Source organism: Pseudomonas sp. MWU16-30323, assembly GCF_020515595.1.
Taxonomy (GTDB): domain Bacteria; phylum Pseudomonadota; class Gammaproteobacteria; order Pseudomonadales; family Pseudomonadaceae; genus Aquipseudomonas; species Aquipseudomonas yamanorum.
In genome coordinates this window covers 97,404-111,335 of sequence record NZ_JAIWYM010000021.1, presented here as the reverse complement: position 1 = coordinate 111,335, position 13,932 = coordinate 97,404, and the positions used below count along the sequence as shown (strand labels likewise).

10 protein-coding genes and 1 pseudogene are annotated in these 13,932 nt (G+C 61.7%); 4 read left to right on the top strand and 7 right to left on the bottom strand.

All coding sequences use genetic code 11. From position 1 onward, the window contains the following. Positions 1 to 43: 43 nt before the first annotated feature. Positions 44 to 484, bottom strand: coding sequence for a hotdog fold domain-containing protein (locus tag LIY45_RS21910; RefSeq protein ID WP_026077972.1), 441 nt, complete (start codon positions 482 to 484; stop codon positions 44 to 46). A 146-nt stretch (positions 485 to 630) separates the two neighbouring features. Between LIY45_RS21910 and LIY45_RS21905 the strand changes: the two genes are divergently transcribed. Then, on the top strand, positions 631 to 1,248 hold the full coding sequence (locus LIY45_RS21905) for a TetR/AcrR family transcriptional regulator (RefSeq protein ID WP_226477584.1): 618 nt from the start codon (positions 631 to 633) through the stop codon (positions 1,246 to 1,248). Positions 1,249 to 1,255: 7 nt separating this feature from the next. On the opposite strand, the pseudogene LIY45_RS21900 reads toward LIY45_RS21905, so the two are convergent. After that, positions 1,256 to 1,665: pseudogene (locus LIY45_RS21900) on the bottom strand (Rrf2 family transcriptional regulator). Between LIY45_RS21900 and LIY45_RS21895 the strand changes: the two are divergent. After that, a complete protein-coding gene (locus LIY45_RS21895) occupies positions 1,664 to 2,554 on the top strand; it encodes an NAD(P)/FAD-dependent oxidoreductase (RefSeq protein WP_226477580.1) in 891 nt (296 codons plus the stop codon). The pseudogene LIY45_RS21900 and the gene LIY45_RS21895 sit on opposite strands and share 2 nt — an antisense overlap. A 2-nt stretch (positions 2,555 to 2,556) precedes the next feature. Here the strand turns inward: LIY45_RS21895 and gudD are convergent, their stop codons facing one another. Further along, the gene (gudD, locus tag LIY45_RS21890; RefSeq protein ID WP_226477579.1) at positions 2,557 to 3,906 is read right to left on the bottom strand and encodes a glucarate dehydratase; all 1,350 of its coding nucleotides are present in this window, start codon (positions 3,904 to 3,906) and stop codon (positions 2,557 to 2,559) included. Positions 3,907 to 3,916: 10 nt separating this feature from the next. Continuing rightward, positions 3,917 to 5,266: an MFS transporter gene (locus LIY45_RS21885; RefSeq protein WP_226477578.1), complete on the bottom strand. Its 1,350-nt coding sequence runs from the start codon at positions 5,264 to 5,266 to the stop codon at positions 3,917 to 3,919. Between the two features lie 288 nt (positions 5,267 to 5,554). Between LIY45_RS21885 and LIY45_RS21880 the strand changes: the two genes are divergently transcribed. After that, positions 5,555 to 6,265 (top strand): FadR/GntR family transcriptional regulator, encoded by a 711-nt coding sequence (locus LIY45_RS21880; RefSeq protein WP_017477549.1) that lies wholly within the window; start codon positions 5,555 to 5,557, stop codon positions 6,263 to 6,265. An 85-nt stretch (positions 6,266 to 6,350) separates the two neighbouring features. Beyond that, positions 6,351 to 6,938: a LysE family translocator gene (locus LIY45_RS21875; RefSeq protein ID WP_017477550.1), complete on the top strand. Its 588-nt coding sequence runs from the start codon at positions 6,351 to 6,353 to the stop codon at positions 6,936 to 6,938. A gap of 1 nt (position 6,939) precedes the next feature. Here LIY45_RS21875 and LIY45_RS21870 read toward each other — a convergent pair whose 3' ends face one another. The 3 genes from LIY45_RS21870 to LIY45_RS21860 form a co-directional block, all read right to left on the bottom strand. Further along, positions 6,940 to 7,764, bottom strand: coding sequence for a helix-turn-helix domain-containing protein (locus tag LIY45_RS21870; RefSeq protein ID WP_226477583.1), 825 nt, complete (start codon positions 7,762 to 7,764; stop codon positions 6,940 to 6,942). Positions 7,765 to 7,827: 63 nt separating this feature from the next. Then, entirely contained in the window at positions 7,828 to 11,271 is a 3,444-nt protein-coding gene (locus LIY45_RS21865) for a hypothetical protein (protein WP_226477577.1), read from the bottom strand. Positions 11,272 to 11,427: 156 nt separating this feature from the next. Further along, positions 11,428 to 13,896 carry a TonB-dependent receptor gene (locus LIY45_RS21860; RefSeq protein WP_226477576.1) on the bottom strand — a complete coding sequence of 823 codons (2,469 nt, stop codon included), beginning with the start codon at positions 13,894 to 13,896 and terminating at the stop codon, positions 11,428 to 11,430. Positions 13,897 to 13,932: the final 36 nt, after the last annotated feature.

The following is a 13,932-nucleotide window of genomic DNA, read 5'->3' as shown; positions in this document are numbered from 1 at the left end:
GTCAGCAGCCGTTACCGCAGCAACGGATATGCCCCCAACCCCCTCACCCCAATTTCACATTCATGGTAATCCGCGCGGTAAACACCAATTTCCCCTCCGCATCCAGCATCTCCACCGGCACCACCTTGTCACCCGCCGTTTGCCAATCAATCCCCTCACCATTGGCCGTCGCCGTCACGCTGCTCTTGGCCTTGGCCAGATACTCCACCGTCATCCCCTTGGGAATCCACCGCGCCCCGGCCGGCACAGAAACGTCCGTCATGGTGCCCGCCGCCAACTCCGCAGCGTTGCACATGGCAATCGCATGCACCGTCCCCAGGTGGTTGGTAATGGCCTTGCTGAACGGCACTTCCACCGAGGCAAACCCCGGACGCAGCTGGGTCATCAACGGATTGATGGTGCTGAAGTAGGGCGCCATCTGACACGCCAGTGTGCTGAACGCTTCGGGACCCACACTGTTGAACATGCTCAAAGCCTGACTCATGGTGCTGCCTCGCTGAGGGTGTGAGATTTACGGAATCTTGTTCCGTTACAGAATAATATTCTGTAACGGAACAGTATTCTGCCCATGGGAAATCTGTCAAGCTGCCCGGGCTTATCCTTTCTTCAACGATTGAGTTCGTGTTCAGCATGCAAACCCCGGATCTGCTCCAGCGTTGCTTCCCTGGCCGAAGGGCCGAATTGAAGCGCGACATCTTCAAGGCCGCCCTCGACCTGTTCAACGAGCAGGGCCTTGAAGCCACCACCATCGAGATGATTCGCGCGCGATGCGACACCAGCGTCGGCGCGATCTATCACCACTTCGGCAACAAGGAAGGCCTGGTCGCCGCGCTGTTTTTTACCGCGCTGGAGGACCAGGCCGAATTGCGTGGGCGCTATCTTGAGTCGGCCGAAACGGCGAAGGAGGGCGTGTACGCGCTGGTCCACAGCTATGTCGATTGGGTCGACAGCGAACCGCAATGGGCGCGTTTCCAGTACCACGCGCATTTCGCCGTGACCAAGGGGCCGTTCGCCGCCGAACTGGAAAGCCGTAACCAGGCGCGCAATGCCGTGCTGAAGGATTGGATGGCGCTGCCTGGGCGTAGTGATCAGCTCAACCAGGTACCCGCCGAACTCTTGCCATCACTGATTATCGGCCAGGCCGACAGCTATTGCCGCGCCTGGCTGGCCGGCCGGTCAGTCAGCAGCCCGCGGGTTTACCGGGAAGCCCTGGCCGAGGCCGCGTGGCGTGCGGTGGGCGGTGCTTAGGGCGCCGTTACGCGCACGGCACCGGCGTCATCGCTACCTGGTAGCGCTCGTCAAAATCATCCGCCAACTGGGCCAGCGTCACCTCGCCCAAGCGCTGCAGGAGCAACGCCTGGGCGTCATCAAAGGCCTGGTTCAGCGCTGCGTTAACGGCCCATTGCGGATGATCAGTGGACAAGCCGACGGCAAAGATCGACGACGTGCCGAGGGCATTGTGGATGTCCAGCAGGGTGATTTCACTCAAGGGTTTGCCCAGGCTCCAGCCGCCCTGATGACCTTTTTCTGAACGCACATAACCCTTCTCCTTGAGCAGGCCCAGGGTGCGGCGCACCACCACCCATTGGTGCCGAGCATCTGCGCGATGGTCTCCGAGGTGGCGCGTTCCTCGTGACGGCCCATGTGGATCAGCACGTGGAGCATGCGCGAAAGTCGAGTGTCTATCGTGGGCGGCAGCTACGCCGGAATGTCCGCTGGGCTTCAACTGGCGCGGGCTCGGCGCAAGGTGCTGGTGATCGATGCCGGGCAGCGGCGCAATCGGTTTGCGGCCACCTCCCATGGTTTCCTCAGTCAGGATGGCCAGCCGCCGGAGCTGATCGCCGCCGAAGGGCGAGGGCAGTTGATGGCGTATCCGACGGTGACCTGGGTGCAGGACACCGCCGTTGAAGCGACCCAGCGCCAGGACGGTTTCGTGGTGCAAACCCGCTGCAACGGTGGGTTCAACGCTAAGCGCCTGATTCTCGCCACCGGCGTGGTGGATGAGTTGCCCGAGGTGGAAGGGCTGAAGGCGCGCTGGGGCAAGCATGTGTTTCATTGCCCGTATTGCCACGGCTACGAGTTGAATCAAGGCCGCATCGGCGTGCTGGCGACTTCGCCGCTGGCGATGCATCACGCCATGCTGCTGCCGGATTGGGGCACCACCACGCTGTTTACCAACGGCGTCTTTGTGCCGGATGCCGAGCAGCAGGCGCAACTGGATCGGCGTGGGGTCAGCGTCGAACGCTCGGCGGTGCGGCGGATTGTCGGGGAGCGGGCGGATGTGGAATTGGCCGACGGCCGGGTGATCAACCTGGACGGTATTTTCACCCTGTCCCGAACGCGCATGGCCAGCCCGTTGGCCGAGCAGTTGGGGTGTGAGTTTGTCGAAGGACCGACCGGGCCCTATTTGCTGACCAACGAGACGCGCCAGACCACGGTGCCCGGCGTGTTTGCCTGCGGTGATGCCAACCTGGCCGGCGGCTCGGTAGCGCTGGCGGTGGGCGAGGGCGTGCGCGCCGGGGTGGGCGCGCACTTTTCGATGATCTTCAACTGAGGTCAGCGCACCAGGCACGGCCGCTTGTTATCGAACGTCCAGCCCGGAATCATGAACTGCATCGCCACGCTGTCATTACGCGCCCCCAGGCCCATGCCTTTGTACAGCTCATGGGCGTGGGCCACGGCGTCCATGTCGATGTCCACGCCCAGGCCCGGTTTGGTCGGCACCTTGATATGCCCGTCGACAATCTTCAATGGAGCCTTGGTCAACCGCTGGCCGTCCTGCCAGATCCAGTGCGTGTCGATGGCGGTGATTTCCCCCGGCGCGGCGGCGGCCACCTGGGTGAACATCGCCAGGGAAATGTCGAAGTGATTGTTGGAATGCGAGCCCCAGGTCAGGCCCCATTCGTGGCACATCTGCGCGACCCGTACCGAGCCCTGCAGGGTCCAGAAGTGCGGATCGGCCAGGGGAATATCCACGGACTGCAACTGGATCGCGTGACCCATTTCCCGCCAGTCGGTGGCGATCATGTTGGTGGCGGTTGGCAGCCCGGTGGCACGGCGGAATTCGGCCATGACTTCACGCCCGGAGTAACCGTTTTCCGCACCGCAAGGGTCTTCGGCGTAGGCCAGTACGTGGTGCTGGTCGCGGCACAGGGTGATGGCTTCTTTCAGTGACCAGGCGCCATTGGGGTCCAGGGTGATGCGCGCATCGGGGAAGCGCTCGGCCAGCGCCGTGACCGCTTCGATTTCTTCGGCGCCGCGCAGTACGCCGCCCTTGAGCTTGAAGTCATTGAAACCGTATTGCGCCTTGGCCGCCTCAGCCAGACGCACGATGGCTTCGGGGGTCATGGCTTGTTCATGCCGCAGGCGGAACCAGTCTTCGGCATGGTCTTCACTGCGATAGGCCAGGTCGGTTTGCTGGCGATCACCGATGTAGAACAGATAGCCAAGCATCTTCACTGCGTCGCGTTGCTGGCCTTCGCCGAGAAGGGCCGCCACTGGGACTTCAAGAAACTGGCCGAGCAAGTCCAGCAGTGCAGCTTCCATCGCCGTGACGGCATGGATGGTGATGCGCAGGTCAAACGTCTGCAAACCCCGGCCCGCCGAATCCCGCGCGGCGAAGGTCTGGCGCATGGCATTGAGGATGCTCTGGTACTGGCCGATGGGCTTGCCGATCACCAGGCTGCGGGCGTCTTCCAGGGTTTCGCGAATGCGTTCGCCGCCGGGCACTTCACCGACGCCGGTACGGCCGGCGCTGTCGGTAAGGATCACGATATTGCGCGTGAAAAACGGCCCGTGGGCGCCGCTGAGGTTGAGCAGCATGCTGTCGTGGCCGGCCACCGGGATGACTTGCAGGCCGGTAACGACTGGGGCGCCATTGGCGTGGTGCTGGTGTTCTGTGTTCATCGTGGAGTCCTTATTTGCTCAAGACGGGGGCGGGTTGCAGCACGCTGCGGGTGGTCGGGCCGGGCAGTGTCCTGGCGAAAAACACCAGGATGGCCGCAAGGATCGAAGTGCCCGCCAGGCCATACAGGCCGCCCTGGATCGAGCCGGTGGTCTGTTCCAGGAAGCCAAAGGTGGTGGGCGCGACAAACCCGCCGAGGTTACCGATGGAGTTGATCAACGCGATCACCGCTGCGGCAATGCGTGCATCCAGGTAACCCTGGGGAATCGGCCAGAACAGCGAGGACGCCGACTTGAAGCCAATCGCCGCAAAGCAGATGGCGATAAAGGCAAAGATCGGCCCGCCGGTGGTGGACAGGAACATCCCGACCGCAGCGATCAACAATGCCGCAGCGACCCACGCTTGCTGGAACTTGAACTTGCCTGCCAGTGCGGCGAAGGCGTACATCGCGATGATGGAAATCAACCACGGGATCGAGTTGTAGAAACCCACCTGGATGTCGCTCAGGTCGCCCATTTTCTTGATGATGCTCGGCAGCCAGAAGGTGGCGGCGTAAATGGTCAGCTGGATGCAGAAGTACAGGGCGCAGAACAGCATGATCTGGCGGTCCTTGAGCAGCTTGCCCAGGGTCGGCTTGACCGTGGTGGCGGCGTCACGCTCGCGCTGTTCGCGGTCGATCTCGCCCACCAGCGCATCCTTTTCTTCAAGGCTGAGCCACTTGGCGTCGTGGGGCTTGGAGTCGAGCCAGAACCACACGAAAAAGCACAGCAGTACCGACGCCATGCCTTCAATGATGTACATCCACTGCCAGCCGTGCAGGCCAAGGCCGGTGATTTGCAACAGCACGCCGGACAAGGGGCCGGAGATCAGCGAGGCGAGGGCCGAGCCGCTGAGGAAAATCGCAATCGCCTTGCCGCGTTCGACACCGGGCAACCAGCGGGTGAAGTAGTAGATCACCCCAGGGAAGAAGCCGGCTTCGGCCACGCCCAGCAGGAAGCGCAGGATGTAGAAGTGGGTTTCGTTCTGGATGAAGGCCATCAACGTCGCGGTGATGCCCCAGGTGAACATGATGCGGGTCAGCCAGATGCGTGCGCCGACTTTTTGCAGAAGCATGTTGGACGGTACTTCGAACAGCGCGTAGCCGATGAAAAACAACCCGGCGCCGAAGCCGTAGGCGGCGGCACCAATGCCCAGGTCGTGCTCCATATGGGTACGCACAAAGCCGATGTTGACGCGGTCGATGTAGTTGACGATGAACATGATCACGAAGAGCGGGAGCACGTGGCTCTTCACTTTCTTGATCGCGCGGGCCAGGACCGGGTCGGTGGCGGGCGCAGCTGTCGCAGGGCTGGAAGAGGTCACGAGGTCAAACTCCCACTGATTATTGTTGTGCGGGGACGTGCTTGGGTTACCAGAGATGTCTGACAACTTGATAGACATCATACAACTGCAATTTCAGAGATGGCAACCCTTTGTAGGAGCGAGCTTGCTCGCGAAAAGCCTCAATGATTACGCGGTAATATTGATTTTTTGCGGTGCGGCGGGCTTTTTCGCGAGCAAGCTCGCTCCTACAGGTATTTGTTTGTTGTCATACAAGTTGGTTCGTTTAAGAATGCTAGTATTGCCAGGCGCCCTTGAACGGAATTCCTGATGCAAAACCCCAGCTCGGCACCTCATCGCAAGCGCTCCCCGGGCCTTGCTCACGACATCGTCACCGCGTTGACCCAGCAGATTCTCCTGGGGCAAATGGCACCGGGTGAAAAACTGCCGTCCGAATCGGCCATCGTGGGTGAGTACGGCGTCAGTCGCACGGTGGTGCGCGAAGCGCTCTCCAAATTACAGGCCGCCGGGCTTGTCGAAACCCGCCATGGTGTCGGCACCTTTGTGCTGGCGCGTGACGAACGCCAAGGCCTGCACCTGACCCATGACACCGCCGCCAGCGTGCGCGGCATTCTTGAGCTGCGCATGGGCCTGGAGACTCAAGCGGCCGCACTGGCGGCCCTGCGCCGCACCGACGAACAACTGCAGCAGATGCGCCAGGCACTGGATGATTACCAGGACTCACTGGCCAACAACGACAGCGCTGTTGAGCCGGATGTGCGTTTTCACCGCCTGATCGCCCAAGCCACCGGCAACACCTATTTCACCGACGTGATTTATCACCTGGGCAACTCGGTCATCCCGCGTACCCGAATCAACGCTGAAGAACGCGGCGACGCGGACCTGATGGAGTTGGGGCGGCTGGCAAACCTTGAGCACGAGGCGATCCTGAAAGCCATTCGCCGACAGGACCCGGATGCCGCCAGAGCCGCCATGCTGTTGCACTTGAGCAACAGCCTGGAGCGGATGACGGGAGAGTAGCCTCGCCAGGGGCATTTTCTTCAATACCGCGATCCGTCTTCCCCTTAAGGTTCCGCTCATACCTGCACAACAACAAGGAACTGCAATGAGCTTGATCATCTCCATGGCCGCCTTCGCCCTGGCCACCTCCATCACCCCGGGACCGGTGAATGTGGTGGCCCTCAGTTCAGGCGCGCGCTTTGGGTTTGCCGCCAGCCAGAAGCATGTGGCCGGGGCGGCGCTGGGATTTACTTTGCTGTTGGTGCTGATTGGCCTGGGGCTGCATGAGGTGCTGGTGCGCTGGCCGCTGCTGACCCAGTTGATTCAGTGGGGCGGGGTGGCCTTCCTGTTGTACATGGCCTGGAAACTGGCAGTGGACGATGGGCGCCTGGAGGCCGACGGTACGGCTACGGCGCCCTCGATGCTGTATGGAGCAATCATGCAGTGGCTCAACCCCAAGGCCTGGTTGGCGTGTGTGGCGGGCATGGGGCTGTTTGTCGCCGATGGTGATGCCCGGCAAGTCTGGCTGTTTGCGGCGATCTACCTGGTGATTTGCTACCTGTCGGTGGCGTGCTGGGCCTACGCAGGCACATTCCTGCGGCGCTACCTGAATAATCCGCAGGGCGTGCGCCTGTTCAATCGCTCGATGGCGGCGTTGCTGGTGGCCAGCGTGGGATATTTACTGCTCGCCTGAATCAGCCGCGATACTGCCCGGGCGTTGCCGCCAGATGCTGTTTGAACGTGCGCTGGAAATGCGCCTGGTCAGAAAAGCCAGCCGCCAGTGCGACGTCGGCAATCAACTGGCCGCTGCGCAACTGGGTGCGGGCAAACTGAATACGGCGATTGACCAGAAACGCGTGGGGCGTCATGCCGTAATACTGCTTGAACGCGCGGATCAGGTACGACGGCGACAGTTCCGCTGCCTGGCAAATGTCTTCGAGCTTCAGGGCCTCGGTGCAATGTTCGCGGATATAGTCGGCGGCCCGCTCCAGCTTGTGATTGACCTCGCGCACCGGGGTCTCCGACGGGTTGAGGCGTTGCTGCACCTCGGTGAAAAAACTCACCACTGCACTCTGCTTGTGCAGGTGTTCGGCGTGGTTGTCCACCAGCACCTCATACAGCTCGTTCAGCCCGCGGTACAACGCGACATCCGTGGTGTGGGTGGCGGTGAACGGCCGAAAGTCCTGGTCCTTGCTGAAACCCAACTGGTGCTGCAGGTCGGTCAGCCAGGCCGTATCGATATACAGCATGTGATAGGACCAGGGCAGATCATCAATGGGGTTGCAGGCGTGGACATCTCCGGGGTTCATCAAGACCACGGTGCCGGTGCTGATCTTGAAAGTCGATGCCCCATGGATGTACAGGCTCTGCCCGGCCGTGATCGCACCGATGGAAAAGTGTTCGTGGGCGTGGCGGGTGTAGCAGACCTTCCTCCCATCGGCGATGGTGCGGGCCTCAATGAACGGCAGGCGTTCATCGCGCCAGAAGGAAGGGGCAGTCGGTTTGAGGGGCGATCGCATCACTACAAGTCTCACCGGGAAACAATGAAGTGAATAATTACACAGAACCCGGCCTGTAACGTTTCATTTCATGGTTTCGGGCTCCATTCTGCGCAGGAAACCGACCCGCGGGTCCGTGCCGCTGATGGCGTCTGCCAGGGACAAGGGTTGTTTCGCCGCGGCTCGCGCCTCATCGGCGCCTACCAGCAAGTGCTGGTCAATCACAATGCTGGCAATGGCCAGGCTGCGTGGTGAGGTGAAGGTGTTGGGCACCGCAGGGCGAGGCCCATAGACGTCAGGCAGTCCGGCAAAGCGTTGGGCGATGACGTGTGCTTGTTGCTGCCCGTTGGGGCGCGTGCCGCGGGCGTAGGCTGCCCAGTCGATCGGGAGCGTACTGCCCTGGGTATTGCCGGTGCGCAGGGCCTGCTCGAACATTTGAACGCTCAGGCCCGGTAGTGGGGCAACCTTCAATTGCTTGGGGAGAAACTCATAGAAGCGCTTGTCGCCGGCGTACTGGCACAACACCAGCACCCCGAATCGCCCGATGCCCGCTGGTTGCCCGCCAGCGCTGGGGCGCAGCGTTCGCAGGCGATGGAATTCCAGGTTGCCATATTCCATGCCTTCACGACTCAGCAGAGGCAGTTGTGACATCCAATACATGATCGACTGCAGCAGCGCTGCGCGCACCGCCGTGTAGCGCTTCTCGAACTCGGCGGCGAAGGCGGAGTGGATCGACCCCAACTCATTGAACCGTAACGCCATGCTGGGGAAATCAATGTCCTTGAGGGTGGAACGCCATTGCGTCGTGCCCTTGGTCAGCTTGCCTGCCATGTGCAACTGAACCAGCGAAACGGAGGTGTTGCCGGCGATGCCCGGCTCGGGTCCGGTACCAGGCCTGGCTTGCCACTGCATGACCAATCGCTCCAGGTCAGTGTTGCCGGCAAACACCCGTTGAAGGTCCTGCAAGGCCATCTCATACAGGCTGATATGCCCGTTCTTCAACAACTCGGAACTGACCTGCAACAGATTGATCTGTTCGTTCAACGCGGCAATGGCGCGATTCTTTTCGGTGGTGTCTCGGGCATTCGCGCTTTTGGCCAGCACCCCGTTGGCCACGGCCCAGTCGGTAATCGGCAGGCTGCCCCGGCGGACCCTGCGGGAAGGAATGATGAAGTAGATCAGCGCCCTGAAGTCAGCGAAGCTCATGGTCCGTGATGCGCCTGGTGTTTCAGCTTCGATCAGGTCTACGTATTGCTTGAAATGCACCCAGATATGCGAACTCATGTACGACACCTCATCAGGGATGTATCGCACCAGCAGCTCCGGGGCGACACCCGCCAGCAGCAAGTGTGCGGCCATGGGCACGGCGTTGGTGCGCAACACTTTGAACTGGACCATGGCTTCTACGACGCCACGTACTTCATCGAAGGTCAGGCCCCAGTTGTGGGAATCCGTCAGGTCGTAACCCGCGACGGTGGCCCGTCGCGTGCCGGCATTCGCGTCCAGGCTGAGAATCAGTGCGGCGAACAACAGTGCGTTGCGGCTGGCACGGGTGTTCGCGGCGCCGGCATGTTCACCGTACCAGCCCACGGTTTCTGACAGCCGCGCGGCCAGCGCCTGGGCCAGGGGCGACGCCAACAGTTGGTGCAGCAGCAGATCAGCCTCGGCGCGCACTTGGTCGCGGTTTTTTTCGCCGACGATCGGTTCGCTCAGGTAGTCGAATAGTTTTATGTCCGGGTTGGGCAGGAAGGCGGCGACGGTCTGCAGCACCTGGGTGCGTTGCGCCGCCAGCAGTGGCATCACCTGCAATGCCCGCCAGTAGTTGCCGTGCCGGGGCGGCTTGAGTATCGCAATGTCCAGCAGGCGTGCGGTGATGTGCGCTTCGTCACGGGTGCCTGGTATTGCCATCTGGTACAGGTTAAGTAACTGTCGCAGGCTGACTTGGCCATCGGTGCTGATGCGACCGCCGGATTGGCGGGCCAGCTCCAGCAAAGGTTCGGCCATCGCGGTCAGGCTTGAAAGGGGTGTGTCGATACGGGTAAGTACCTTGGGGGTGTCGTCCAGCGCATGACCACTGAGGTCACCGTCCGCGTTCAGCACGTATTCCCGGGCCGAGTTGAACTGGCGGCTGGCGCTCAGGCGTTGGAAGGTCGCTTCCTGGCGCAGGCCTGCGAGCAATTGCGCGCCTTTGTCGACCAGCGCGGAAAAGGGCGAGTCCAGGGCCAGGTTGAAGGTCATGTCCAGGGTGCTGTTGAGCTGTGTATCGAGGGTGATCGACTTGAGTGCTGCCCGCATGGTGTAGCGGTCGTTGAGCACCGCGATATGCCGCGTGTGTTTGCTGACGGCCATCAACGAGTGCGCCGCCGAGCTGACATAGGGAAACGTGGCAACGGTGGTGGCGCGCAGTTGTTCGATCAGGGCCTGGGCTTCCTCAGCGCTGGCGGGGCGGGGTAGGCGATACACCGTCATCAGCGCCGCCAGCGTGAGGCTGGCGTCCGGCAATATGTCGGTATGGGCGAGATTGGCCAAGCGCTCGAGTTCGTCCCATTGCTGGTTCAGCGGCGAGTTGCTGGAGCGATCCCGGGGCGAGGTGTTGACCTCTCGCGCGCCGGTCATGGCAATCACTGCTTTTTGGTCGACGGAGTAGCGGTAGGTGGTTACTGCGCCTTGACTCGACGGGTTGAGGCTTGCGAATTCTTCCCCTTGCGTCACGGTGTCAAGCAGTTGTGCCGCGTCCTTTAACGTGCTCGACAACATCGAGTCTGATTCCAGGGTGCAGCGTTGCAGGTAGAGCTGAAGCCAATCGAAAGGCGGGCTGCCGTTTGTGCTCTGCCCCAGCAGGGCCTGCAGCGCGTCGGCCAGTTGCTGGTAATCCCGTTGCTCCTCGGTCAGGCGCTTGCGCAGGGTTGATTTGAGGCGCCCGCTTTCATCGACACCGGGTAGCGTGTCAAGGGTGTGGATTTCTTCGAGAATGACCTGGGCCTGCAAATGGTTGGTCGGTACCGGATAGCCGTAGAACGGCAATATCAGATTCAGGGGCAATGCCCGCGAACGAGGCTCAGCGGGGTTTTCCATGTACCGCAAGCCGGCGTTGACCGGGTCGATAACCTGCACTACTTCCAGGATCGGGGTCGCGACGCGCCACCAGTCGGAGTCTTTGTCCAGGGTGAAGGTGTACGGTGTTTTGACCGTGCCTTCCAGGATCGTGGCCTGCAAATCGCCGCCCCGAAACACCAGGCTCGCCAGTTCCAGGTCATGGTGCGAGGCCCACTCACGGAAGGCTCGGCGGCCGATGGCATCGCAGAAGAGCCGCGCCCACTGACCGAGCATGCTGTGTTCGGGCACGTTGACCAGGATGGGGTCGGTGGCGGGCGTGGTGCCTTGGCCAACCAGGCTGATCAAGCCCGCGATCAGCTGCGCGATCAGCACTTGGTCATCCTTGAGGCGCAATGCCTGGCGCTTGATCAGGTCCAGGGCGGAGGGCGAAATATTCTTCAACAGGTGGGACAGAAAGGGTAAGTCATCCATGGCGTTCAGGCTCTGTGCAAGGTCGCCCACGTGCTGTGGGCGACCGGAGCCTGCATCGTCGGCTGGGCCGGACAAGAACAAAAGACGTACCTTCCTGATGGGGTGTAGCACGAGTCGACTGCCGTTGCAGGCGCTACGGCAGTCTGGCGTTTGGGCTCAAAAATCCCAGCGGGTCGCCAATTGCAGGCTGCGCGGCTCGCCGTAGAAACCGGTGCCGAAGTTGCCCAGGCCGGTGTAGTACTTTTTGTCGAACAGGTTCTTCACGTTCAACGTGGTGCTCAAGTGCTCGTTGAAGCGGTAGCGCGCCATCACGTCCACCAGGAAGTAGCTGTCCTGGGTGATGCGTGAGTTGTGGCCGAAATTCATCGAGTCATTGGGATCGGGCTGGAACACATTGCCGAAGAACTCGCTCTGCCAATTCACGCCACCACCCACGGTCAGGTTTTCCAGAGCGCCGGGCAGCCGATAGGTGTTGAACAGCCGCACCACTTGCTGCGGCGTGGTGGTTTGCAGCACGGAGCCATAGACGTAATCGCCGTTGGCGTCACGGCTGTGCTGGTAGGTGTAGCCCGCCGAGACGTTCCAGCCGTCCAGCACTTCACCGGCCAGTTCGACTTCAAAGCCCTTGGTGGTGGCGCCGGCAATCGGTCGATACACCGAGTCGGTCTCAAACCCGGAAACGTACTGCGCGACGTTGTCCTGTTCGATGCGGAATGCGGCGAAGCTGGCGTTCAGGCGGCCGTCGAAAAACGCTGCCTTGAGCCCGGCTTCGTAGGTGTCGCCTTCAATCGGATCGAGCAACTTGCGGTCGGCGTCCTTGCTGTTCTGCGGCTTGTAGATCTTGGTGTAGCTGGTGTAGACCGACCAGGTGTCATTGAGGTCATAGACGATGCCGGCATAGGGCGTGACCACGCCCGACTGGCGATAGGTCATACGGTTGTCGGCCTTGGTCGGGTCGTAGAAGTCGGTGTTGTCGGTGCCGCTGAAGTTGCTGACGCGGGTACCCAGGATCACCGACAGGTCATCGGTGGGTTTCAAACGCGTGGCCAGGTACGCGCCGGTCTGGCGTTGCACGATGTCGTTCTGGCCGCTGCGGGGAATGTCTGGCTTCGGGTATTCGCCGCGCCAGTCGTAAATGCTGCCACCCACGGGCGGGTAGATCGAGCCGTACACCGGCACGTCCTGTTTCGAGCGGGTGGCCATGAAGCCCATGATCAATTCATGCTCGCGCCCGAACAGGCTGAAGGGGCCATTGAGGTTGATGTCCAGGGTGTTTTGCACCTGGTCACCCTTGTACTTGCCCATGAACATGTACATCCCGTCGCCCGTGACCGGGTCCGGGTTGCCGCCGCTGGCGGAGGCGAGCAGGGTGTCGTGCTGGCTGCGCTTGCGATCGAGGCTGATTTTCAGCGACCAGTCGTTCGCGAGCTTTTGTTGCACCGAGGCAAACAGGGTCTGGTTCTGGAAGTCGCGGCGGCTCCAGTCGGCGGCCGGGTTGAAGGAACGCGAGAAGTCGGTGCGCGAACCGTTGCTGAAGTACATCGGGAAACCGGTCCAGCTGGCGCCACGGGAGCGGGTGTCCTGCTGGTCGATGCCGAAGGTCAGCAGGGTGTCCGGCGTCAGGTCCGCTTCGAGAATGCCGTAGGCGATGTCCTTGGTGTTCTGGTAGTGGTCCAGGTACGACTGGCGATCCTGATGCACCCCGACGAAGCGCCCGCGCACGTTGCCGGCGTCGGTCAGTGGCCCGGAAATATCGCCTTCGGTGCGGTAGTTGTCCCACGAGCCGAACGTCTGCGTGACCGAAGCCTTGAAGTCCCGGGTGGGCTTTTTGCGAATCAGGTTGACCGTCGCCGAAGGATCACCGGAGCCAGACATCAGGCCCGCCGAGCCCTTGATGATTTCCAGGCGGTCATACACCGCCATGTCGGTGCTGGTGGTGCCGTAGTCATACACGCCGTCGTAGGTGGAGTTGACCCCGTCATACTGGAAATTGGTGATCGGCAGGCCGCGGCTGGAAAACTCCCAGCGCTCGCTGTCGTAGTTCTGCACGCTCACGCCGGGCGCACGACGCAGGGTGTCGGCGATGCTGGTGGAACCCTGGTCATCCATTTGCTGGCGGGTGATGACCGTCACCGATTGCGGTGTCTCGCGCATCGACAGCGCCAGGCCGGTGGCCGAGGCCATGGCGCCGGTGGTGTAGGAGTGAGTGTCTTCGGTGGTGGCGCCCAGGCCTTCGCCGGAGATGGTGGTGGCGCCCAGTTCCAGGGCGCCGGTGTTGGCCGGAATCAACTCCAGCACGTAGCCGTTGTTGCCCTGGGACACGGCCTGCAAGCCGCTGCCTTGCAACAGCCGTTGCAAACCGCTGGCCGGGGTGTAGCTGCCGTTGAGGCCCGGGCTGGTTTTGCCGCTGGCCAGGCTGTTGTGGCCGGCGAAAAAGATCCCTGACTGCTCGGCGAAGCTGTTCAGCACGTTGACCAAAGAACCCGCGGCGATGGTGTAGTGGCGGGCCGTTTCCTGAGTCGACGGCGACTCGGCGGCTTGCGCGTCGAGCGCGCCCAGGCACAACAAGGTAGCAGTAACAGCCAGCGCCAGCGGGCGTAAAGTGAAGCGAGCGGGTTGCGACATGAACATTCCCTTTGGATCAAATCGATCGGCGAATTG